Genomic DNA, 22,974 nt, shown 5'->3' with positions numbered 1-22,974 from the left:
CCGATGAGGTGCAACCATGGACACGACCTCGCTCTCGCTGTCGACTCCCCCGCCGGTCAATCAGGCGTTGCCGCGCGACTGCGCCTCCTGCGAGGTGGCGCGCCTGTGCCATCCACAGGACTGGACGTCCCTGGCGCCGGCCGCGCGCGGGCGGCGCAGCGTGCGCCGGGGCGAAGCGCTGTATCGCGCCGGTGACGCATTGCACAACCTGTATCTGCTGCGCGCCGGGTCGATGAAGATCCGCGTCACCAATACGTCGGGTCTGGAGCAGATCACCGCGTTCCCGGGAGCGGGTTCGCTGCTGGGCCTGGATGCCATCGAAACTGGCATCCATACCTGCGATGCCATTGCGCTGGAGGACTCGGTGGCCTGCGCCCTGCCCTACCGCGAACTGGAGGCCAATTGCGAGCAGGATGCCGAGGCGGGGCGTCAGTTCCATCGCCTGATCGCGCACGACATGAACCATTGCCAGCGCCTGCTGCTGACCCTGGGTCGCATGACGACGGACGAACGCATCGCCAGCTTCCTGGTCGAGACCTCCGAGCAGATGGCCGCGCATGGTTACTCGTCGCGCCAGTTCGTGCTCAAAATGACGCGCGAGGACATTGCCAACCACCTGGGCATGAAAATCGAAACCGTGTGCCGCGTTTTCGCGCGCCTGCAGGCGGCGTCACTGCTCCTGGTAAGCAAGCGCCACCTGGAGATCCTCGACGTCGACGCCCTGCGCCGCTTGAGTTGCGGCTGACCCGGCCGCGTAGTTGAGTTTGGTCAATGTCGGCGGGGCCGGCGGGCCTATGCTGGGTATTCCAGGCGGCGCGGGCGCATGCATGCGCCGTCCCCGTGGAGAGACCCGCCATGCAACTTGACTACGAACCCCATGCCGCGCTGTACAAGTACGGCTTCAACACCCTGCTGGCCTCGGCCTCGGGCTATTTCGACACCCTGCGACAGTTGCGCACGTTGCAGCTCAGGACCGACAAGGAAATGCTGGCGTTCGTCCAGCATGCCCGCGACCAGGTCGACGCCGCCGACACCGCCGGCGCCTTGCTCGCGGTGCAGCAGAGCTTCATGCTGGAGCTGTTCGGACGAGAGCTGGCCTACCTGCGGGAACTGGAAAAGATCGCGCGCGAAGCCTCCGCCTCGACGGCCGCCGCCATCCGCAGCAGCCAGAGTCCCTGGCAGGAACGCATGGCGCAGATCGCCGAAGGCGCGGCGCAGTTTCTGTCGCAGGGCAACGGGGCCGGCGGCGATCGCCAGGGCGATGCGGCCGCCGCCGACCGCCACGCTCAACCGACCGCGTAGCCGGCCCAGGCGGCCACTATCATCAGCAGCAGCCCGGGCACCACCTGGGCCGCGAAACGGCGTCCGCCGCTCGCGGCCGCGAACACCGCCTTGCTCAAGGCATTGGCCGACAACGCAGCCAGCACCGGCACCACGGTCTGCGCCGGCAGGACGCGGTCGGCGGCGGCCAGCGTCGCCACCGAGGCCGCCGCCGCATGGGTGTCGACGAAGCCGCCAAGCAATGCCGCCAGCGCGATGCCCCTTTGCCCCAGCCAGGCATTCAACGCGGCCACCCCGACCAGCACGGCGGCCGCGATCAGCGCCAGCATCAGGGCCGCCTGCGGCTTGAAAGGCCGTCCGGGCTCCACTGGCGTGGCCGGCGGCTGGCGCATCGCGCGCAACAGAAACATCGCGCCATAGGCCAGCGCGGCCGCGCCGCTACATACCAGCGGCAGCAGCAGGGCCTGCAGCGTGGCCGGGCTGATCGCCAGCAGCACCGCCGCCATCAGCACCAGGGTCGAGATCGAGGACAACACCGCGCCCGCCACGGCGGGTCCCATCAACGATGGCTCGGCGGCCACCCGCTGGCCCATCGCGCCGATGGTCACCGTGCTGGAAATGAAGCCCGATGCGAAGCCGGCCAGCGGCAGCCCGATGCGCGGTCCGAACAGCCTCAAGGCGACGTGGCCGGCCGCGCTGACCGCCATCACCAGCACGGTGAACTTCCAGACGGTGCGCAGGTTCAGGGCCTGGAACGGCCCGAGGTAGGCATCCGGCAGCATGGGCAGCACCACCAGCGCGGCAGCCGCCAGGATCAGCCCGTCGACCATTTCCTCGCGGCTCAGGACCTTGCGCACGAACCGATGCAGACGCGTACGCGCCGCCAGCAGGATGGCGGCCGTCACGGCCAGGCCCGACGCCAGCACCGGGTCGCGCAGGCACAGGCCGCCCAGCAGCAGGTTCAACAGCAAGGCCGCCTGGGTGGCCATGCCCTGCCCCGTCCCCGCGGCCCGCGCGTGCGCCAGCAACAGCAGTCCCAATGCCGCCGCCGCGAGGCCCACCAGCAGCGCGCCGCCCAGGTACATGGCGACGGCGCCAAGCAATGACGTCAGGGCAAACGTGCGCACGCCGGCGGTTGGCCGGGCCAATGCGCCGCGTTTGCGCCGCTCGCGCTCCACGCCCATCAGCAAGCCGATGCCGAGCGCGATCGCGAACGGGAGTGGAGTCTGCGTGTCCATGATGTCACGTCAATGCGCCGAAGACGGCGCGGCCGCCCGAAGCCTCATTGTTGCGCCAAAACGGGCCCGGCGGGAATCGGCAATCCGGCCGATCCACGCCCGCCGGCCGATTTCCACGGCGGTTGACTCCCGTCAACATCGACGCGGTCGCGCGCTCCTAACGTAAACCCACGGCAAGCCCATTCCCCTATTTCGGAGAACTCGCATGTATCAACGCATCCTAGTACCCGTCGACGGCAGCCCGACGTCGGAACGCGGCTTGCAGGAAGCCATCCGCCTGGCCCTGCTGACGCACGCCAGCCTGCGCCTGATCCACGTGATCGACGAAATGTCCTTCATGCTCGGCATCGACGCCTACGGCTACGCCGCCGGCGAACTGCTGGACCTGCTGCGCAAGGACGGCACCGAAATTCTGCAGCAGGCCAGCGCCACCGTGCGCGCGCAAGGCGTGCCGGTCGACAGCGTGCTGTATGAAAATCTGGACAAGACCGTGCAGCAGCGCATCATCGCCGAAGCCGAAATGTGGAAGGCGGACCTCATCGTGATCGGCACGCACGGCCGTCGCGGCGTGCGCCGACTGGTGCTGGGCAGCAGCGCCGAAGGCGTCCTGCGCACCTCGCCCGTGCCGGTGTTGCTGGTGCGCGCGCCAGAGGAATCCGCGTGATTCCAGGGCGGCACCGGGCGGGGTGATGCGGCATGCGCGCGCCGAGCCACCGGCCCGCGGCGGGCCGGCGCCGGGCGCGGCCCCGCCGGTCCGCTGCCTCGCCCTACAGTCCGCGGCAGTTGGGCGCCGGCCTGATCACCGGCGCGGCCGACGACGATCCCAGCGGCATCGCCACCTATTCCCAGGCCGGCGCCCAGTTCGGCTACGCGATGCTGTGGACGATGCCGCTGACGCTGCCGCTGATGGTGGCGATCCAGCTGGTGAGCGCGCGGATCGGCTACGTGACGCGGCGCGGCCTGGCGGCCAACATCAAGCGCGCCTTCGCGCCGCCGGTCTTGTGGCTGGTGGTCGGCCTGCTGGTGATGGCCAACACGCTCAACCTGGCGGCGGACATCGCCGCCATGGCACAGGCGCTGCACCTGGCGGTGGGCGGCCCGCGCGGCGGCTATGCCGTCGGCATCGGCGCGCTGTGCCTGGCGTTGCAGGTGTTCATGCGCTACCAGGCCTATGTGCGCTGGCTGAAATGGCTGACGCTGGCCCTGCTGGCCTACGTCGCGGTGGCCTTTACCATTGAACTGGACTGGGGCGAGCTGGCGCGCCAGCTCGCCCTGCCCCGCCTGGCGCTCGGCCGTGACGCGCTGCTGATGATCGTGGCGGTGTTTGGCACCACCATCAGCCCCTATCTGTTCTTCTGGCAGGCCGCGCTCGAGATGGAATCGGGTCGGGACGGGCTGACGCGCTCGGCCGGCGAAGTGCGGCGGCAACTGCGGCGCATCCGCGCCGACACGCTGGTCGGCATGACGTTCTCGAACCTGATCGGCTTTTTCATCATACTGGCCACCGCCGCCACGCTGCATGTTGGCGGCGGCGTCCGCATCGAAACCTCGGCGCAGGCGGCCGAGGCGCTGCGGCCCGTGGCCGGCGACCTCTGCTTCCTGCTGTTCTGCCTGGGCATCGTCGGCACCGGCCTGCTGGCGGTGCCGGTGCTGGCGGGATCGGCCGCGTATGCCGTGGCCGAGGCCGCCGGCCTGTCCGCCACCCTGGATGCCCGGCTGGGGCGGGGCGAGGGACACGCGTTCTACGCGGTCATCGCCGCCGCGACGGCGGGCGGCGTGGCGCTGTGCTTCGCGCCGGTCGACCCGGTCGAGGAATTGTTCTGGGCCGCGGTGCTCAACGGCGTGGTGGCCCTGCCCATCATGGCCGTGATGATGGTGTTGGCGTCCCGGCGCGCGGTGATGGGGACGCACGTGATCGGGCCGCGCCTGCGGCTGGCGGGATGGTGCGCCACGGTGGCGATGGGAGGTGTCGTCGCCGCCATGCTGGCCACGCTCTAGCGGCTCGCCCGCTCGCCCGCACAGGCCGTGGCGGCGTCCCCGCACATGACCAGCGGGACCTTGATGAACTGACTGCCTGACAGGGACAGGCCGCGCAACAGGCGATCCGTCGACAGGATGAAGCCGGCGATCGGCGCGACCGTGGGCGCGCGCGGCCCCGCCATGGCGCTTTCGTCCAGGATCTGGATGGTGCCGTTCTCACCCTCGATCCAACCGGGGCCGGCCAGGAACGCGCGCAACGCGTCGTGGGCGGAAAAGAACAGCACGACGGCCTTGCCGTCGAGGCCGAGAATGGCGCCGGCCGGGCCGGCGATGACGTTGTAATAGGTGCGCTCGCCGCTGGCTTCGATCAGGACGCCGCGCCCGTAGGCCACGCCCAGGATGCCGCCGTCGGCGCGCAGGCCGGGCACCACCAGCACGCCGAAGGCGCGCGCCACCAGGGCCTGCGCGGGGGGCGAGAGCCGGTACAGCCGCGCCAGGGTGGCCTCGGCTTCGCGGTCGATCCGGTCCAGCATCGCGGGCGGCACCGCCAGCGGGCCCGGGGCCGGCTGGGCCCGCGCGGCGCTGGTCAGCAGCAGGGCCAGCAGAAGAAAGAGCAGCAACAGGAGGATGGGCTTTTTCATGAGGCGCTCCCGTGGTGGGCGGCATGGCGGACGCGGCGGCGCCGCCTGGCCAGGATTCACCTTGATTGACGCACGGGCGCGCCGACACGCTGTTGACAAGTGTCAACCAGTGGGCGGCGTGGCGATGCTACACCGGGTTGTCGGCGCGGACCTCCCGGACGCGCCGCCGGCCTTGCGAGGACGCGCGTCATGCCGCCATCCGCGGATATCTCCGATCTGGTCTTCGCCGACCGCTACGCCCGGCCCGGCGAAGCGACGCGGCGCGACACCTACCGCCGGGTGGCGACGGCGCTGGCGTGCTGCGAGGCCGCGCCCGACCGCGCCCGCCACGCCGCGCGCTTCTTCGACAATTTCCTGGCGGGCGCAATCGGCGCCGGCCGCATCATGGCCAACGCCGGCGCGGGCGATGACGCCACCATGGTGAATTGCTTCGTGCAGCCGGCCATCGACGCGGCGCCCGGGTGGCCGGCCAGTGTCGATGCCGCGCTGGCGCGCGCCGTGCGTACCCTGCGCATGGGCGGTGGCGTGGGCTACGACTTCACCCCGGTGCCGCCGGCGGGAAGCGGCGCGGGCGGCGTCTGTGCCGCCATCGACCGCTACGACCAGGCCTGCCAGGCGCTCGCCGCCAGCGGGCGCCGGCGCGGCGCGCAGATGGCGGTGCTGGCGTGCGACCACCCCGACCTGCCCGCGTTCCTGCGGGCCAAGGCGGGCCGTCGTCGCTGGCCGACGTTCAACCTTTCCGTGGCGCTGAGCGACCGCTTCCTGCGGGCGGTGGAACACGACGCATCCTGGGACCTGCGCCACGTCAGCCCCCCGGCGTCTGGCGCGGTAGCGCCGCAGGCGGCCCGCGACAGCGACGGCTGCTGGCGCTACACCCGCCTGCCGGCGAGACAACTTTGGGAGTGGATCACCAGCGCGGCCTGGCGTGACGCCGAGCCGGGAGTGCTTTTCATCGATACGATCAACGCCCTGAATCCGCTGCGCGGCAGCGAATGGCTGGCCGCCACCAACCCCTGCGGTGAACAACCCTTGCCCGCCTATGGCAGCTGCGTGCTCGGCCCGATCCATGTCTCGCGCTTCGTGCGCCATCCGTTCGGCGTGGGCGGGCCCGCCGGTTTCGACTTCAGCGCGCTGGCGCGGCGCGTGCGCATCCAGGTGCGGCTGCTGGACAACGTGCTGGAGCTGACCCGGTGGCCCTTGCCCGAACAGGCCGCCGAAGCGCGGGCCAAGCGTCGCATCGGCGTCGGCCTGTCGGGTCTGGCCGACACCCTGCTGATGCTGGGGTTGGACTATGGCGAGGCGCCCGCGCGGGCCTGCGCGGCGCGCATCGCGCGCTGTATCCGCGACAACGCCTATCTGGCATCGGCCGAATTGGCGGGCGAACGCGGCGCCTTCCCGGCGTTCCAGCCGGCCGCCTACCTGGGCGCCGGCGCTTGCGGCCTGCCGCGCCTGCCGCCGGCCGTCCGCGCAGCCATCGCGCGGCATGGCCTGCGCAACAGTCATCTGGTGTCGTTCGCGCCCACCGGCAGCGTCAGTATCGCCTTCTTCGACAATTGTTCGTCGGGGATCGAGGCGGTCCATGCCTGGCAATACTCACGCCGGCTGCGCCTGGGCGGCGGCGAGCCGGTTTCCGTGCGGGCGACCAATCCGGCCTGGCGCTTGTGGCATCGCCTGCACGGTGACGCCGCCGCCCTGCCCGCCTGTTTCCGCCGCGCGGCCGAGTTGCCCGCGGCGGCGCATCTGGCCATGCAAGCGGCCTTGCAACCCTGGGTCGATGCGGCGATTTCCAAGACCGTGCCGTTGCCGCCGGCCAGCACACCGGCCGATGTCGGCGCCCTGTTCCTGCAGGCCTGGCGCCAGGGCGTGAAAGGCCTGACCGTGTTCCGGCCGGATCCGGCCATGACGGCGGTGCTGGAACCGGCCCCGGACCCGGCCGGCGCGTGCGCGGCCGCCCGCGCGGCGGGTTGAGGGCTGCGCGCTACGCTGCTGCCGGCAGTCTTGCGGGCGCGCCCTCCGCCAGGCGCCGCGCCACGCGCCCCTGCTTGCGCGCCGCCCAGAACGACGGCGCTCGCAGGAAGCGCCTGCCGGCCTTGCGCGCCTCGGCCTGGGCTTGGCGCCGCAGGCGTCGGCAGGCGTCATCCAGGCCTTGGCGCGCCAGTTTGCCGGTGGCCAGGCTGACGCAGGTATCCGGCGCCAGGCGCGCCGCGGTGCGCAAATCCTGCGTGCCGCCCAGCGCCGCCTGCAGGTCAGCCAGGCCCTTGGCATAGCGTTCCAGCCGGCGCGAGGGACACAGTTGCAACAGCGCGTCGCTGGCGTAGCGCAGGCGCTTGATCTCGATGCGGGTCTGGTGCTCGCGCCGGGCGCCCTGCCCCTCGGCCTCCAGGCGGCCGCGCAGCGCCGCGTCCCAGCGCTCTAGCCGACGGCGCATGGCGCGGTACAGCGCCTTGGGCTTGCGCTCGGCCAGGGCCGCGTGCATTTCATCGCTGCGCTCGCGCAGCAGGCGCACCATGCCGTCGAAGCGCTCGTTGCGCAGACTGGCGTACATTTCGGCATGCGCCACGTCCGAGCGCGCGCCCGCCCGCCGCAGCGAGACCTCGCGGTCGATATCCGGCTCCGCCTCGCACAGCCGCGGCAGGACGTCGGCCACGAACACATCCCAATCTCGCGCCCGCGACAGGGGCTGCATGGCCCAGGCGACCTCCCGGCGCAGCGCGCGCCGCAACGGCTGCCGGTCGGCCGGACGCGGCAACAGGTCCGACAAGGCGCACAACCGGCGCACGTAGATCCGCAGGTCGTGGATGAGGTCGGGCGCGGCCTGTCCTACCGCGGCATCGCCTTCCCTCAAGCGCCGCACGCGCCCGTGGATCTCGCCGAACCAGATCGCGGCGACGGCGTGCAGCCCGTCCCGCAAGGGAGATGGCGCGGCGGCGCCATTGCCCTCGGGCCTGGCCCGTGGCGCAGGCGTGGCGCCAGCGGGTTCCCGTGCGCCGCCGCCGTTGGCGGCGGTGCGCTTGGTTGATCGCGTCATGACCGCGCTCCTGGTGATTGGGTCAATCCCACGGTACTCGCGCCCGCCAGGGGCTTATTGACGCTAGTCAAGCTTGGCGGCCGCAAGCACCGGCACGGCCCCAATTCTTGAGTTGACCAGACTCAATACGCGCCGTGCCCTGGGCGCGAGACTGGACCTGCGGAGCGCCCAGTTCCCTGTGGGCCGTGCCCGCACATCCGCCGCTCCCTTCTACCTCAGTTGCCATTGGAGATTCAACATGAAAGACGAAGAACTACGCCGCAGTGTCCTGGACGCCCTGGAATTCGATCCGCGCATCGACGCCTCCGGCATCGGCGTCGCCGCGTCCGGCGGCGTCGTCACGCTGACCGGCCACGTTGGGACCTACAGCGAAAAGTACGACGCCGAACGGATCGTTTCGCATCTCAAAGGCGTCAAAGGCATTGCCCAGGACCTCGAAGTGCGCACCGCCCTGCAGCAGCAAAACTCGGATGACGAACTGGCCCGGCGCGCGATCAGCAGCATTGGCTGGAACGGCTCGGTGCCGGACGGCAAAGTCCAGGTGAAAGTCCAGCAGGGCTGGGTCACCCTGACTGGCCAGGTCGGCTGGCACTATCAGCGCGCGGCCGCCGAAAGCGCGGTCCGGCGGCTGTCCGGGGTCAAGGGCGTTTCGAATCTGATCACCCTGGAAGCGGGAGTGCCCGTGGGCGATATCAAGGAGCGTATCCAGAATGCGCTCAAGCGCAGCGCGGAGCTGGAGGCCAATGACATCCAGGTATCGGTGCACGACCGCAAGGTGACGCTGACCGGCAAGGTCAGGAGTTGGGCGGACCGGCACACCGCCGAACTGGCCGCCTGGAGCACCCCCAGCGTAGCGGGCGTGGATGACCGCCTGGAAATCCGCTGACCGTCGCCGGCACGGCCTTGCCGCGCGCTCCATGCGGCGCGGCACGGTCGCCGGGACGCCACGATGGCCGTGGCGGGCGTCAGGGAATCAGCACCGCGGTGGCTTGCAACCGCCCTTGGCGCAAGTCTTCCAGGGCCGCATTGGCATGTTCGAGCGGATAAGTGTGGATGTCGCAATGTACGCCCGCCGCCGAGGCGAGTGCCAGGAACTCCCGGCCATCCGCGCGCGTCAGGTTCGCCACCGACACCAGCTTGCGCTCGCCCCACAGCAGCCGGTAGGGGAATGCGGGAATATCCGTCATGTGGATCCCGCCGCAGACCACGCAACCGCCTTTGCGCACCGCTTGCAAGGCCATCGGCACCAACTCGCCAAGGGGCGCGAAGATGATGGCCGCGTCCAGCGGCTCGGGCGGCGCCTGCCCACTGTCACCGGCCCACACCGCGCCTAGCGCCCGTGCATGCTGCTGGGCCGCCGTATCACCGGGTCGGGTGAAAGCATGGACGCGGCGGCGCTGCCACGCGCAGACCCGGGCCAGCACCTGGCCCGCCGAGCCAAAGCCGTACACGCCCAGACGCGTCGCTTCGCCGGCCGCGCGCAGGGCACGCCAGCCGATCAGGCCGGCGCACATCCACGGCGCCATCGACTCGGCCGCGCCATCCTGCGGCAGCGGGTAAAGATAGGCGGCCTCCGCCAGCATGTGCGAGGCAAAGCCGCCGTCCCGTGTGTAACCGGTGAAAGCGGCCGCGTCGCACAGGTTTTCGCGGCCGGAAAGGCAGAATGCGCAGCGTCCGCAGGTCCATGCCAGCCAGGCGGCGCCCATCCGCCTGCCCAATAGGCGGGGATCGACGCCCGCGCCGGTCTCCTCGACCACCCCAACCACTTCGTGTCCCGGCGTGACGGGATAGCGCAAGCCTGGCAGGTCGCCGTCCACGACATGCAGGTCCGTGCGGCAGACGGCGCACGCCTCGACCTTGAGCCTTACCTGGCCCGCGGCCGGCCGCGGCGTGGGCCGCCGCTCCAATGCCAGCGACGCACCCCGCGTCGGTTGCGACATGGCTCGCATGGCCGGTCGCGCCGCGACGGGATCAGCCCACCACCAGCCTGTCGGCCACCTCGACCACGCCCGGGGCCGACCAGGCGGCGCGTTCGGCCGCGCCCCGCTCGCTCCAGCTGTTGACGCAGCCGTTCAGCGTCACCTTGTTGTCCTGCACGCTGACCTGGACCCGGTTGGCTTCCAGCTGGGCGCTGCGCAGCAAGGCGTCTTCGATGCGCCGCTTGATGTCGCCGGCGCGCACGCTGGGCACGACTTCGATGGTGTTCGAAATGCCGATCACGCCGGAGAGCTTGCGCACCGCGCGTTCGGCGGCGTCTCGCTGGTAGAACCACTCCACATTGCCGCTCAGCGTGACCCAGCCTTTTTGCACGGTGACCTGCACCTTGCCATCGGGCACGGTGGCGTCCCAGGCAATGATGCTGAGCGCGCGCGCGGCGATCTGGTCGTCCGCCAGCTGCTTGGCCGCCGCGGTGCGCACCTGGATTTCCTGGGCGATGCCGCGCACGCCTTTCACATGCTGCACCGTATGCTCGGCGGCCAGTTTCTGCGCATAACTGCCGACGTGGCCGCTGAGCGTCACCACGCCGTTCTCCACCGCCACGCCGATGTGCAGGTCGTCGATGCTGGGCTCGAATGCCAGCGCCTGCAGCACCCGCTCCCGCAGTTGTTCGTCACTCATGATGTTCTCCTGGTGCCGGGACCGGGACACCCGGTCCGCGTACATCGCCCGGGCGCGTCGCGCCCCTGGCATCCTGGGGCGTGGCGCTATTCGATCCGCAGCGTCTTGCCTTGGCTGCCCGCTATTTTCGGCAGCGTTAGCACCAGCACGCCGTTTTCGCAGGCCGCCTTGGCGGCGGACGCATCGATCGGGCTTGCCAGGGTGACCGAGCGCTCGATCTGGCCCCAGTAGCGCTCCCTGCGCAGGACCTTGCCTTCTTCCTTGACTTCGCTGCGCTGTTCCTTGTTGGCGGAAATCATGACGGTGGCGCCGTCGATCTGCACCGAGATGTCCTTCTTGTCGACGCCGGGCAATTCGGCCTTCAGGACATACTTGTCGCCGTCCTCGGTGACGTCGAGGTCCATGCGTGGCGATTCGCCGTCGGCGCGCTGCCGCAGCGGCCGCAGGAAAGCTTGGAAGACGTCCGCGAACGGATCGGCGGAGACGGCGCTGTAGGGGGTGAGGCGAGACATGATGGCTCCTTCAATAGCGGTGTGGACACACCTGTCCCGCCATCTTGAGCCGTCGTCTCCGGCGCTTGTTGACCTTTATCAAGCAGAAATCGCGCCCCTATTTCGACCGAGGCGATCACCGTCCCTGCAGCCGGACGAGCGCGGCCGCCAGGTCATCGCGCGCCTGGCCAGGCGCGGCGTGGTCGAGCGCCTGCCGCAGCGGTGCGACGGCGGCCTGGTCCGTCCGAAGCAGCATTGCCTGCACGGATGACCGCAGCAACGGATCGTCACTGCGCAGCCGCGCGTCGATCGCCGCCTCGATCACCGCCGATGCAATTTCAGCCGGCAACGGCCAAGATTCACCCGCCACCGCCGCCATCATCGTCGCCTTGTCCACGAGCCGTGTGGCGTCGGCCTCCCCTTTGATCGAGCCCGCAAGATACAGCAGCCCGGCCGGGCCGCTCTGCGCGAGCGTGCGCCACACGACCCTGGAGGACGTGTTGGAGCGCGATACGGCATCGATCATCGCCTGTGCGATGGCGTCATCGGGCTTGGGAAAGCCGCCGAGCGTGACGATGAGGCGTTCACGCGCTTCATCGGAGGGAGCCCTTTCCAGTGCCAAGATCAGCTCGCGCACGATATCGCGATAGCCTGTGGACCCTGGCCCCAGCGTCTGGGCGATCTGGATGCGGACAGCGGGCGATGTTGATGCCGCGCTGGCGGCATCGAGTTTCAGGCGCACGTCGTCCGGCAAGGGCAGGCCTGCGGCGATCTGCGCCAGATCTCCCAGCGTTCTTTCATCCCGCGTGTCGCGGATGGCCTGAAAAATGGTCTCGGACGCCCCTCGAGTCGCGGTCCATAGCGCCGTCCGCGTTGAAGCACGATCCGGCTCCGCCTGCGCCTGCCGCAAATGCGCGAGCAAGGGGCCTGCCATGGCGGCGCGTCCAGGCGCGTCGGCCACGGCGAGAATCCTGGCCACCGCGTTCATGCGCGGCTGTGGGACATTGCCGGCCATGTCCCGCGCCATGGCCTGTATCAACGCGTCGGACAGGCCGACGCCGCCTTGACGGCGTTGCGAGAGAAACGGCGCCGTCCAGAGCTGTTCGGCCAATGCCTGCGCGGCCTGGGTTTTCTCGCCTTCGTCCTGCGCGGCCACATAGCGGCGCGCGATCTCAGCAAACCTGCGCTGGTGCTCCGCCGACAGTTCCTCGCGCGGCGGGGACTGCCGGGGCGGGTCCGGAAGACCGGCCGCGGCGGCTCCGGCGGCCGTCAATCCCAAGATGGCTGACAGCCCGAATGGTCGCAATGCCGGGCCGCATGCCCGCCACGCCGGTCGCCGCACGGCGAGCCTGCGCAGGTTGTGTGCCCATTGCCAAAACGTGTTGATAGGTCAGGCTCCGTATTCAGGTAAGGACGCTGGTCACGCTTCCGGGTGGATACCCAGTGCGGCGTGAGTCCGTATATTAGCCGGCGCTCCTGGCGGTCGCCGGTCGCGCTACGGCGCTCAGCCCGGATGGAACTTGTACAGCGCGCATGCCAGAAAACCCGCTGCCAGCGCGAGATGGATGGCAATCCCCTGCCGGCCTTGCAGGATCGACGCAGGCCGTCTTGCGCGGATCGCCCAGGCGAGCAAGCCGGAATGCGCCAGCAGCAGGCCGACCGGCCACAGCGCCAGGTAAAGCAGCACCCCGAGCGGGTCGGGGCCATAGCCGTCGCCATGGCGCGGCGCTTCATAGACGGCGGCGGTGATTGCCCAAACCGCGAGCGTCAGCAGGCTCACAATGAAACTTATCCGGTAGTACAGAAACAAGGGATCCCCTTTGTTTTTGTGAAAGCGTCATCGCTCCGGTCATCGCGCTCATGCAAGCGTTCTCGACTCAATTTCCCAGCAGCCGCACCGTCTGCGGGTTGTAGCCGGCATAGGCGCCGGCGCCGCAGGCGACGACCGCTCGCGCTTGCGGCGGCACGCCGGTGGCGCGCACGGCCAGCTCGCCGCCACGCAGCCGGAATTCCCGGAACCGCTCCGCGGCCACCGAGCCATCCGGCAGGAAATACAGCCGCACCCGTGGCAGCCCCTTGTCGGGATCCGCCTGGCTCGCGGCGCTGAAAGTGGGCACCACCGCCCTCGCCTCGTGCCAGCGCGAGGGATCTTCCAGCGTCTGCCAGCGCACGCGCAGCGGCTGTTCCAGGTCCAGCATGGCAGGGCTCCCGCCCCGTCCCGGGTCGCAGGGTTCGCCGGCCTGGCTGCGCGCCGCCTGGCCGCCCAGGTCCAGCGTCTGGCCGTTGATTTCCAGGCGGGCGATTGCCTGCGTCGTGTAGTTGTCGAGGCTGACTATCGTCAGTCCCGGGGGGCGCGCGGCTGTCATGGCCTCCTCGGTCGTGCCGGCAAAGCGCTCGATGGTCGGCGCGACCTCGACGTGGTCGGCGTAATGGAAGTACTGATAGATCAGCAGCGCCGCCTCGCCGTAGGCGAATGCCGGCAGCAGCTTGTCCAGATCGGGCGCGGGCAGGCGCCGCAGAGGCAGGGAATCGCCGGCATTGCCATCCTGCGAGGAATACGCATAGCGCGCGATGTCTGGCTTCAGGTGCGCGCCGGCGTAGGGAAACGTGCCAGCCGCCACCAGGTTCGCGCCGGGATAGCGGCGAAAGCGCGAGAACCGGTCGTTTTGCGCCGAAGCGGGTTCCATGTAAGGCGAGCCGCCGCCATCGTTCGAAGATGCGGCGCGATAGTCCAGCCAGAGCGTGCGGCCGCTGAAGTTGACGTGGTTTTCAGTGATGGCCGGGTTGGCATCGCGGAAACGGTCGGCGCCCGCCCGGCGCACGGTGTCGTCCACCGGCACGATCAGCAGCGCCAGCAGCGAGGGCAGGAACAGCAACGCGTGTACCCGGCCGGGCACCTTGCCGCGATCCCGCACCAGGTACGCGACCCAGGTCAGCGCCAATACGATGGCCAGCGGGCCGCCGTACAGAATGCCGTACGACAGCAGCGCCGCCATGCCCCAGCCGAGGTTGTCGCTGAAGACGGCGAGCAGGCCAAGCGAGGCCAGCAGCGTCGCCAGCGCGAACGACACGATGATGCCAAACAGATAGTTCGTGATTTTCAATCGATCAGGCCTCGTCGGACTGCCCTGGGATGGGCGGCGGGGTCTTGGGGATGCGGCATGGGGATCCGGCCCCGGCAACGATAACAGAGGCCCGGATCTTGCCAGGACGAACCCCCCCTCTAAGGCGTGCCGCGGGCGACCGGGTCAGGCCGGGTCGGCGCGTCCATCGGGCCAGGGATCGGCCCATGCCGGCAGGCGCGCCAGGCCATCGAGCCATTGCACGATGTTCGGGAACGGCGCCATCGGCATGGTGGATGTTCGCCAGTACGCCGCCATCGACGCGAGTTGGAAGTCGGCGATCGTCAGCCGGCCGCACGCGACGTGATCGCGCCGCTGCAGATGCGTGTCCAGCACCGCCGCATACCGGTTGAAATCCTTGCCCTTGCCCGCCAGTTGGCTCTCGTCCGGCGGCCCGATGCCGAAGGTGGGTTTGACGATGTGCTCGAAGTAGTACGGCGACACCGCCTGTGCCCAGTGGCAATCGTTCCACGACAGCCAGCGCAGCACCTCGATCTGTTCCCGCGCATCGGTCGGCCACATGTCCGAGCCGGCCTTGACGCACAGGTAGGCCATGATCGCCGACGATTCCCACAGCCGGTAATCGCCGTCCACCAGGGCCGGCGCCTTCATGTTGGGATTGATGGCGGCGTAGTCGGGTCGTCGCAGCGCGCCCGCCATCAGGTCCATCTCGACGAGTTCGGCCTCAATACCCAGGTGCTTGACCAGGGCCAGAACACGCCGTGGCGCCTGCGCCTGGATCCAATAGATCTGCATGGGTTGCTCCTCGGGGTGTCGATAGGGTCACGACTTGCGAAACACCATACCCACGCGGCCGGCCTGGCGTCAAAGGACGTTGCATTGGGACACGGCCAACTTCATTCTCCGCGCCCGTAGCACCCCAGGAACATCGCCACCGCCGAATCCACCACCCGATCGCGCTCGGCCGCGCCCAGCGGCGGCTGCCCCAGCGTGACCTGCGGCCAGAAGGCGAAGCTTTTGATCAGCCCCTGCAATTGCTGGCCGGCGAATTCCGGCTCGACGTCGGCCAGGCGGCCGTCGGCGATGGCGCCGCGGATCCAGGCGGTTTCGCCGCCCTCCTTCGCGCCCATGCGGCAGACGATGGCCTGGGCCCGTTCCGGCGTGTGGATGATCTCGGCCATGGCGACGCGCGCCAGGTCGATGAAGTTGGGGTCGCCCAGCAATTCCAGCTTGCGCATCAGCAGGTGTCGCAACTGCGTAGCCAGCGGCTGGTCGGCGCGATAGGTCACGCCGGCGTTGGCGACGCTGCGGTTCCACAGGTGTTCCAGCATCAGCCCGAACAGCTCGTCCTTGCTGGGAAAGTGGTTGTAGACGGTGCGCTTGGACACGCCGGCGGCGGCGGCGATGCGGTCCATGCTGGTGGCCTCGTAGCCCGCCGTGCGGAATTCCTCCACGGCGGCGCTGAGGATGGCCTCGCGCTTCCTGTCGGTAAGCCGCTGTGGAGCTTCTGCCATGGGAACGTCCTAAGGAAAAGATAGCGAAAATTTTACACTCTGCGGTGTACTTTCAAGGAAAACGAAATTACACTGATCAGTATACTTTTTGACGGACGCCCTGTCCGTTCCCCCTTCCCCGCCAGGACTCCGCCGTGACTCCCTCGACGCCCGTCGCTTCCCCCAACTCGCCGTCCGGTCCCGCCGGCCCGACGCATCATCGTGACGGCCGATTCCACAACTCCCGGCCGCGCCCGTCGCTCGGATTCTGGCAGGGCCTCAAGCTCACCTGGGCGTTCCTGTTCGGCAAGCCGGCCGGCACGGTGCCCGACCAGCCGATTCCGGTGCGGCCGCTGACCCGCGCCGACCTGGGCGCGGCGCCCGACCGCAGCCTGTTCCGGTTGGGGCATTCGACGCTGCTGCTGAAACTGCGCGGCCGCTTCTGGCTCACCGACCCGGTGTTCTCGAAACGCGCCTCGCCGGTGCAATGGGCCGGCCCGGCGCGTTTCCATGCGCCGCCCGTCGACCTGGACGACCTGCCGCCGATCGCCGGCGTGATCCTGTCCCACAATCACTACGACCACCTCGACCGTGCCGCCGTGACCCGGCTGGCCGCGCGCACGGGCCGCTTCATCGCGCCGCTGGGCGTGGGCGACCAGTTGATCGCCTGGGGCATCGACCCCGCCAAGGTCGAGCAACTGGACTGGTGGCAGTCCACCGAAGTCGACGGACTGCGCCTGACCGCCACGCCGGCCCAGCATTTCTCGGGCCGGGGGCTGACCGACAGCGACCGCAGCCTGTGGGCCTCGTGGGTCATCGACGACAACGGCATGCGGGTATTCTTCAGCGGCGACAGCGGCTACTTCGACGGCTTCAAGGCCATCGGCGACGCGTACGGCCCGTTCGACCTGACATTGATGGAGACTGGCGCCTACGACAAGCGCTGGGCCTTCGTGCACATGCAGCCCGAGGAAACGCTGCAGGCCCACCTGGACCTGCGCGGCCGCTGGCTGCTGCCGATCCACAATGGCACCTTCGACCTGGCCATGCACGCGTGGCAGGAACCGTTCGAGCGCATCGCCACCCTGGCCGCCGCCCATGGGGTGGCGCTGACCACCCCGGAAATGGGCGAGCGGCTGGACCTGAACGCGCCGCATGCCGGATCGCCCTGGTGGCGCCTGGCCACGGCGCGCAAACCGCTCACCAGCCAGCCCGTCGCCGGCTGACGGCCGCGGGCCGCGCCGCCCAAGGCGCACCGGCCCGGCGCCACGAACGTGTGGCGCCAATGCGTTTACAATCACGGCGCAACGCGTATTGCGCCAAAACCAATGCCCGCGACCCGGGTATTGCGGCCAGACGAAGCCGCTTCGTCTAGTCTTGGGCCTGCACGCAAGACCTGACACGGGCTCCCGCCCCAGGGATACCCGGCCGCTTGGCCGGGCGCCGGGGCTCGTCAGGCACCCACCCAACCCTGTTCGCAACCTCCCCCGCCCCGGCTTGCCGCCTTGGACGCGTGGATCGCTGTTTGCGTGTTTGACCGCCCCGGAGGTGCCCACCCCCCTTTTTCTCCGTAGTGCCTACAACGACAACAACATAATCCTTTGAACCGTAAGGTCTAATACCCATGAGAAAGTTTCTCAAAATCGTGGGCAGCCTGGTGGTGACGGTGGTGGTCGCGGCCGCCCTGTTCCTGTACTGGCCCCTGCATCAACGTTCGGTCCCGGCAGCCGACAACGACAAGCCCCTGGACGCCGTGCTCGTCGGCGGCGGCATCATGAGCGTGACGCTCGCCACCTACCTGCAGGAATTGCAGCCGGACTGGCGCGTCGAACTGTTCGAACGGCTCGACGGCGTGGCGCTGGAAAGCTCCAACGGCTGGAACAATGCGGGCACCGGCCACTCGGGTTTCGCCGAGCTGAACTACACCCCCGAGATGCCCGACGGTTCGGTCGACATCAAGCGCGCCATCAACATCGCCGAGCAGTTCGAGATCTCGCGCCAGTTCTGGGCGCACCAGGTCAAGACCGGCCGACTCGGCCAGCCGTCGGACTTCATCAACCCGACCGGCCACATGAGCTTCGTCTGGGGCGATGACCGCATCGAATACCTGCGCAAGCGCCGCGATGCCCTGGTCAAGAGCCCGCTGTTCTATGGCATGGAATATTCCACCGACCCGGCGCGGATCCGCCAGTGGGCGCCGCTGCTGATGGAAGGCCGCGACGCCAGCCAGAAGGTCGCCGCCACCTACATGCCGCTGGGCACCGACGTGAACTTCGGCGTCATCACCAACCAGTTGACCCAGGGCCTGCAGCGCAACCCCAACTTCAAGCTGCAACTGCAGCATGAGGTCACCGCGTTGCGCCAGAACGGCGACAAGACCTGGAACGTCACGGTCAAGGACCTGAAGACCAACCAGGAGCGCACGGTGAAGTCGCGCTTCGTCTTCATCGGCGCGGGCGGCGCCTCGCTCAAGGTGCTGCAGTTGTCCGGCATTCCCGAATCGAAGAACTACGCAGGCTTCCCGGTGGGCGGCCAGTTCCTGGCCTTCGACGCGCCGGCCATCGCCGGCCGCCACGAGGTCAAGGCCTACGGCATGGCCGATACCGATTCGCCGCCGATGTCGGTGCCGCACCTGGACGCGCGCAAGCTCGACGGCAAGCCGGTGGTGCTGTTCGGCCCGTTCGCGCTGGCCACGACCAAGTTCCTCAAGCAGGGCTCGGCCTTCGACCTGTTCTCGTCGGTCAACCACAACAACGTCGCCAGCATGGTGGACGTGGGGCTGGAGAACCTGGACCTGGTCAAGTACCTGGTGGACCAGGCGCAACTGACCGACGCCGACCGCCACGCCCAGTTGCTCAAGTACTTCCCGCAGGCCAAGCCCGAAGACTGGCGCCTGGTGACGGCCGGTGAACGCGTGCAGGTCATCAAGCGCGATCCGGAGAAAGGCGCGATCCTGCAGTTCGGCACCGAAGTCGTGACCGACAAGGACAACACCATCGCCGCCCTGCTGGGCGCTTCGCCCGGCGCCTCGACCTCGCCGCCCATCATGCTGCACCTGCTGGCCAAGGCCTTCCCGCAGCAGATGGAAGCGGGCTGGAAGGCGCGCCTGAAGGAGATCATTCCGTCGTACGGCCAGAAGCTCAACGACAGTCCGGCGCTGACCAACCAGATCCGCGCCATGACGAGCCAGGTGCTGCACCTGCCGTACGTGGAAGTGCCGGTGCAGGATGCCGCGCCCGCCGCGCCGGCCGTGACGCCGGTGGCGCCCGCCGCCCGGGAGCCAGGCGCGCCGGCGCCAGGCCGCAATGCCAACACGGAAATGCAGGCGCTGTAAGGCCCGCCCCGCCCTCCCTCGCCGGAGGGCTTTTTTGCTCGCGATGCGGCTTGCGGGCACGCCCGCAAGCCGCATCGCGGCCGCGCTTTTACGCTACGCCGTCGCGGCGGATCGCCGGCGTCATTGTGCTAAGGTGCCCCATCGGCAACCCGATGATGACAAGCACAATGCGCCATCCCCTGATCCGCCCGCGAACGCCCTGCGCGGCCGTCCTGTTGTCGCTGTCCCTGGCCGCCATGGCCGGCCCGTCGCAGGCCCGCACGATATATAACGACAAGGGCTTGCGGGTCGAGGAAACCGACATCGGCTTCCAGGACTACCTGGAAGGCAGGCGGCGCAACGCCAGCCAATACACCCTGGCCTACCAGCGCCAGCCGCTCTGCGGCAAGGGCGTCAAGCTGGGCGAGCGTTTCCTGCCGGCGGGCGACCCGCGCCGCGCGCGCGACTACTTCTGCGGCCCCGCCAAGCCGATCAACCCGCACGGGGTGCTGGCCTTTGTCACCCGCACCTCCGGCCACGGCAACCTGCTGTACCTGGATGTCGGCGGCGGCGATCTGCGCATCACCGACATCCCGGTGCAGAAGGAAGGCGACGGCGACAGCATCGGGAGCCTGGTGTTCCTGGACGCCGGCGAACCCGGCTGGACGCGCTACGAAAACGGCTGGTACGAGACCACGCTGATCCGCCACGAACCATTCCAGGCCGTGAGGCTGGGACCCGGCCGCCTGCTGGATATCGACAACGGCGTGGCCTTCCTGCTGGTGCCGCGCGACCAGGAGGTGCAGACCGTCAAGCCGGCCAGCCTGGGCCAGACCGCCAACGGCACGCCGGTGGTGATCGCCGCCGAGCTGCGCCAGCGGCCGACGCCCGTGCGGTTTCGCGCGGTGGACCTGGCCACTGGCCGCGAGCTGGCCAGCGTGGCCGCGGGCGATGCCTGCCTGGATGCGCCGAGCATGGATTTCTGGGGTACCGGCAGCGCTTCGTCGGCCCAGGTGCCGTATGCCGAGCTGGCCGTGTGGCGGTCGCGCAATCTGGTCTACGTGGCCGGGGCCAAGCCATCCTTGCGCCTGGCGGCGGCCAACGAACTGCGCCCGCTGGCCAATTGCCGGCGCGACTGGCAGCCGGCGCGCTGAGGCGCGTCCATGCCTGCCGCCCGCTTTACCGGGCGTACGGGGCACTCCCACGATCCCGCTGAACCGCTGCGCCAATCTCGGAGCGCGAGACGGACGCGGACGGTTCTGCGCGCATCGTCGCTCAATACTAGGGTTTCCACTCATAAATACGCTGAATTTCGCGGATAAGAATTCAGAATTTTTCTTATGCCAGGGGCGCGCGTATAACGGTTGGCGCAGCAATCTGAACCAACCTGCAAGAGAGAAAATCATGAGGGGAAATACCAAGACGGGCCACCAGCCGGTGCGCGCGTCGACCGCCGCATTCATCGGCACGATGATCGAGTGGTACGACTTTTATATCTACGCCACCGCCGCCGCGCTGGTGTTCGGCAAACTGTTCTTTCCGTCCGCCACTGGCTTTTACGGCACGCTGGCGGCCTTCGGCACCTTCGCCGTGGGCTTTTTCGCGCGGCCGCTGGGCGGCGCCCTGTTCGGCCACATCGGCGACCGCATCGGCCGCAAGAAATCGCTGGTCATCACGCTGTTGATGATGGGCACCGTGACGGTGCTGATCGGCCTGCTGCCGACCTATGCCTCGATCGGCTTCTGGGCGCCGGTGCTGCTGGTGCTGCTGCGCATCGTCCAGGGCGTGGCGGTGGGCGGCGAATGGGGCGGCGCGGTGCTGATGGCGGGCGAACACTCGCCCGACAAGAACAAGCGCACCTTCTTCGCCTCATTCGCGCAGCTTGGCAGCCCGGCCGGCCTGATCCTGTCGATGCTGATGTTCAAACTGGTGACCGGGCTGGACGATGCCGCCTTCCTGAGCTGGGGCTGGCGCGTGCCGTTCCTGTTCTCGGCGGTGCTGCTGGTGGTGGGCTTCGTGATCCGCCTGAGCGTCAACGAGTCGCCCGACTTTCTCGAGGAGAAGCAGGCCCAGGCCAAGCGCGCCAAGCCGGCCCGGGCGCCGCTGACGCAGGTGCTGACCGGCGCGCCGCGCCTGCTGGCGTTGGCCGTGGGCGCCAACGTGCTGGGCATCGCCGGGTTCTACTTCACCAGCACCTTCATGATCGCCTACACGACCCAGTACGTCGGCCTGAACCGCGCGGTGATCCTGGACTGCCTGCTGGTGGTGTCGATCATGCAGTTCTTCATCACGCCGCTGGCGGCCTATATCGCCAGCCGCGTCGGCAACCTGCGCTTTCTGGCGACGATGGCGCTGGTGTCGGTGTTCACGCCGTACGCCATGTTCAACCTGGTGGACCTGGGTTCGCTCGGGTCGATCACGCTGGGCATCGGCGTGGCGGTACTGTTCATGGGCGCCTATTATGCGGTGATCGCCGGCTTTGTCAGCGACAGCTTCCCCACGGCGATCCGCTACACCGGGATTTCCATGGCCTACCAGTTGTCGGGCGCCATTTTCGGCGGCCTGACGCCGATGCTGGGCACGGTGCTGGCCGAGAACTTCAAGGGCCAGTGGTGGCCGCTGGCCGTGCTGTTCTCGGTGATTTCGCTGCTTTCGCTGGTATCCGTGCTGTCACTGGGCGCCTGCCGCCAGCGTCATGTCCAACTGCAACCCGAGGCTCGACAAGCATGAAGGCGTACTTCCACGACGATCAGAAACTGCATCATCCGCAGACCTATTTCTCGCGCGGCAAGATGCGCACGCCGCAGGAAGTGCCGTCGCGCCTGGACGCGCTGGCGCAGGCGGCGCGCAACCTGGGCTTCGATGTGCAGGCGCCGGCCGACCACGGCAGCGCCGCGCTCGAGGCGGTGCATACGCCCGCCTACCTGCGTTTCCTGCAGAACGCCCACGCCGACTGGAAGAAACTGCCCGAGGATTGGGGCGACGAAGTTGTCTCCAACGTCTTCGTGCGCGAACCCAACGCGCTGCGCGGCGTGCTGGCGCAAGCCGCCCGCTACCTGGCCGACGGCAGTTGCCCGGTGGGACCGCACACCTGGCATTCCGCCTACTGGTCGGCGCAATGCGCCATTGCCGGCGCCGACCGCATCGCGGCCGGCGACCGCCACGCCTACGCCATCTGCCGTCCGCCCGGGCACCATGCGCGCCGCGACGCGGCCGGCGGCTTCTGCTACCTGAACAACGCCGCCATCGCCGCCCAGCGCCTGCGCGACACCTACGGGCGCGTCGCCATCCTGGACACCGACATGCACCACGGCCAGGGCATCCAGGACATCTTCTACGAACGCAACGACGTGCTGTACGTGTCGATCCACGGCGACCCGGAGAATTTCTATCCGGTGGTCGCGGGTTTCGAGGACGAGCGCGGCGCGGGCGAAGGCTACGGCTACAACCTCAACCTGCCGATGCCGCACGGTTCGCCCGAGTCGGTGTTCTTCGACCGCCTGCGCGAGGCGCGCGCCGCGATCGAGCAATTCCAGCCGGACGCGCTGGTGCTGTCGCTGGGTTTCGACATCTTCGAGAAAGACCCGCAAGCCATGGTGGCGGTGTCGGAAGACGGCTTCGAACGGCTCGGGCGCGAAATTGCCGCACTCAAGCTGCCGACCTTGATCGTGCAGGAAGGCGGCTACTATATCGAGGGCTTGGAATCGAACGCCGCGCGCTTCTTCGCGGGGCTGGCCGGAACCTGAACATGGAACCGGCATGGCGGACGGAAACCGGCCTTGTCCTTTCGCCGGAATCCGCCACGCC

The 22,974-nt window shown here is 68.9% G+C and carries 22 protein-coding genes; 11 read left to right on the top strand and 11 right to left on the bottom strand.

The genetic code is table 11. From position 1 onward, the window contains the following. Positions 1-16 precede the first annotated feature (16 nt). Both ACUDCK_RS13930 and ACUDCK_RS13925 read left to right on the top strand, forming a co-directional pair. Positions 17-745, top strand: coding sequence for a helix-turn-helix domain-containing protein (locus tag ACUDCK_RS13930; protein ID WP_116793511.1), 729 nt, complete (start codon positions 17-19; stop codon positions 743-745). Positions 746-855: 110 nt separating this feature from the next. After that, the gene (locus ACUDCK_RS13925; protein WP_175142309.1) at positions 856-1,302 is read left to right on the top strand and encodes a hypothetical protein; all 447 of its coding nucleotides are present in this window, start codon (positions 856-858) and stop codon (positions 1,300-1,302) included. On the opposite strand, the gene ACUDCK_RS13920 is transcribed toward ACUDCK_RS13925, so the two are convergent. After that, a complete protein-coding gene (locus tag ACUDCK_RS13920; RefSeq protein ID WP_116793509.1) occupies positions 1,287-2,519 on the bottom strand; it encodes an MgtC/SapB family protein in 1,233 nt (410 codons plus the stop codon). The genes ACUDCK_RS13925 and ACUDCK_RS13920 overlap by 16 nt on opposite strands. 205 nt (positions 2,520-2,724) lie before the next feature. Here ACUDCK_RS13920 and ACUDCK_RS13915 point away from each other — a divergent pair, with 205 nt between their 5' ends. Further along, positions 2,725-3,183: a universal stress protein gene (locus ACUDCK_RS13915; protein ID WP_049073734.1), complete on the top strand. Its 459-nt coding sequence runs from the start codon at positions 2,725-2,727 to the stop codon at positions 3,181-3,183. Between the two features lie 32 nt (positions 3,184-3,215). After that, entirely contained in the window at positions 3,216-4,517 is a 1,302-nt protein-coding gene (locus ACUDCK_RS13910; RefSeq protein WP_175167808.1) for an NRAMP family divalent metal transporter, read from the top strand. Here ACUDCK_RS13910 and ACUDCK_RS13905 read toward each other — a convergent pair. Beyond that, the gene (locus tag ACUDCK_RS13905; RefSeq protein WP_175167809.1) at positions 4,514-5,140 is read right to left on the bottom strand and encodes a hypothetical protein; all 627 of its coding nucleotides are present in this window, start codon (positions 5,138-5,140) and stop codon (positions 4,514-4,516) included. The genes ACUDCK_RS13910 and ACUDCK_RS13905 overlap by 4 nt on opposite strands. A 189-nt stretch (positions 5,141-5,329) precedes the next feature. Here ACUDCK_RS13905 and ACUDCK_RS13900 point away from each other — a divergent pair, with 189 nt between their 5' ends. Next, entirely contained in the window at positions 5,330-7,108 is a 1,779-nt protein-coding gene (locus tag ACUDCK_RS13900) for an adenosylcobalamin-dependent ribonucleoside-diphosphate reductase (RefSeq protein WP_175167810.1), read from the top strand. A gap of 10 nt (positions 7,109-7,118) precedes the next feature. Here the strand turns inward: ACUDCK_RS13900 and ACUDCK_RS13895 are convergent, their stop codons facing one another. Further along, entirely contained in the window at positions 7,119-8,168 is a 1,050-nt protein-coding gene (locus ACUDCK_RS13895; protein WP_175167811.1) for a CHAD domain-containing protein, read from the bottom strand. A gap of 238 nt (positions 8,169-8,406) precedes the next feature. On the opposite strand from ACUDCK_RS13895, the gene ACUDCK_RS13890 reads away from it, so the two are divergent. Then, on the top strand, positions 8,407-9,054 hold the full coding sequence (locus tag ACUDCK_RS13890) for a BON domain-containing protein (RefSeq protein ID WP_063583044.1): 648 nt from the start codon (positions 8,407-8,409) through the stop codon (positions 9,052-9,054). A 79-nt stretch (positions 9,055-9,133) separates the two neighbouring features. On the opposite strand, the gene ACUDCK_RS13885 is transcribed toward ACUDCK_RS13890, so the two are convergent. From ACUDCK_RS13885 to ACUDCK_RS13850, 8 genes are all read right to left on the bottom strand, one after another. After that, positions 9,134-10,117 (bottom strand): zinc-dependent alcohol dehydrogenase family protein, encoded by a 984-nt coding sequence (locus ACUDCK_RS13885; RefSeq protein ID WP_063583045.1) that lies wholly within the window; start codon positions 10,115-10,117, stop codon positions 9,134-9,136. A 22-nt stretch (positions 10,118-10,139) separates the two neighbouring features. Then, on the bottom strand, positions 10,140-10,787 hold the full coding sequence (locus tag ACUDCK_RS13880; protein ID WP_049073724.1) for a BON domain-containing protein: 648 nt from the start codon (positions 10,785-10,787) through the stop codon (positions 10,140-10,142). An 86-nt stretch (positions 10,788-10,873) separates the two neighbouring features. Continuing rightward, positions 10,874-11,299, bottom strand: coding sequence for an Hsp20/alpha crystallin family protein (locus ACUDCK_RS13875; RefSeq protein WP_063568915.1), 426 nt, complete (start codon positions 11,297-11,299; stop codon positions 10,874-10,876). 115 nt (positions 11,300-11,414) lie between these two features. After that, positions 11,415-12,557, bottom strand: a complete 1,143-nt coding sequence (locus ACUDCK_RS13870) for a hypothetical protein (protein ID WP_445659319.1) — start codon at positions 12,555-12,557, stop codon at positions 11,415-11,417. 225 nt (positions 12,558-12,782) lie between these two features. After that, positions 12,783-13,088 carry a hypothetical protein gene (locus ACUDCK_RS13865; RefSeq protein ID WP_175167813.1) on the bottom strand — a complete coding sequence of 102 codons (306 nt, stop codon included), beginning with the start codon at positions 13,086-13,088 and terminating at the stop codon, positions 12,783-12,785. A 67-nt stretch (positions 13,089-13,155) separates the two neighbouring features. Then, positions 13,156-14,382, bottom strand: a complete 1,227-nt coding sequence (locus ACUDCK_RS13860; RefSeq protein ID WP_175167814.1) for a hypothetical protein — start codon at positions 14,380-14,382, stop codon at positions 13,156-13,158. Positions 14,383-14,526: 144 nt separating this feature from the next. Further along, on the bottom strand, positions 14,527-15,156 hold the full coding sequence (locus tag ACUDCK_RS13855) for a glutathione S-transferase family protein (RefSeq protein WP_054502486.1): 630 nt from the start codon (positions 15,154-15,156) through the stop codon (positions 14,527-14,529). Between the two features lie 101 nt (positions 15,157-15,257). After that, positions 15,258-15,875, bottom strand: coding sequence for a TetR/AcrR family transcriptional regulator (locus tag ACUDCK_RS13850; protein ID WP_175167815.1), 618 nt, complete (start codon positions 15,873-15,875; stop codon positions 15,258-15,260). Positions 15,876-16,009: 134 nt separating this feature from the next. Here ACUDCK_RS13850 and ACUDCK_RS13845 point away from each other — a divergent pair, with 134 nt between their 5' ends. The 5 genes from ACUDCK_RS13845 to ACUDCK_RS13825 all read left to right on the top strand — a co-directional run bounded on the left by ACUDCK_RS13845 (position 16,010) and on the right by ACUDCK_RS13825 (position 22,913). Further along, positions 16,010-17,080: an MBL fold metallo-hydrolase gene (locus tag ACUDCK_RS13845; protein ID WP_175167816.1), complete on the top strand. Its 1,071-nt coding sequence runs from the start codon at positions 16,010-16,012 to the stop codon at positions 17,078-17,080. Positions 17,081-17,478: 398 nt separating this feature from the next. Then, a complete protein-coding gene (gene mqo / locus ACUDCK_RS13840) occupies positions 17,479-19,188 on the top strand; it encodes a malate dehydrogenase (quinone) (RefSeq protein WP_175167817.1) in 1,710 nt (569 codons plus the stop codon). A gap of 152 nt (positions 19,189-19,340) precedes the next feature. Continuing rightward, the gene (locus tag ACUDCK_RS13835; protein ID WP_244976927.1) at positions 19,341-20,321 is read left to right on the top strand and encodes a hypothetical protein; all 981 of its coding nucleotides are present in this window, start codon (positions 19,341-19,343) and stop codon (positions 20,319-20,321) included. A 250-nt stretch (positions 20,322-20,571) separates the two neighbouring features. Beyond that, the gene (locus ACUDCK_RS13830; protein WP_054502491.1) at positions 20,572-21,897 is read left to right on the top strand and encodes an MFS transporter; all 1,326 of its coding nucleotides are present in this window, start codon (positions 20,572-20,574) and stop codon (positions 21,895-21,897) included. Then, the gene (locus tag ACUDCK_RS13825) at positions 21,894-22,913 is read left to right on the top strand and encodes a histone deacetylase family protein (RefSeq protein WP_054502492.1); all 1,020 of its coding nucleotides are present in this window, start codon (positions 21,894-21,896) and stop codon (positions 22,911-22,913) included. The genes ACUDCK_RS13830 and ACUDCK_RS13825 overlap by 4 nt, the downstream gene beginning before the upstream one ends. The last annotated feature ends 61 nt before the right edge of the window (positions 22,914-22,974 follow it).

The organism is Achromobacter sp. CF-sbj1-Ac2-l (assembly GCF_052698165.1).
This window is presented reverse-complemented; position numbering and strand designations above follow the sequence as displayed.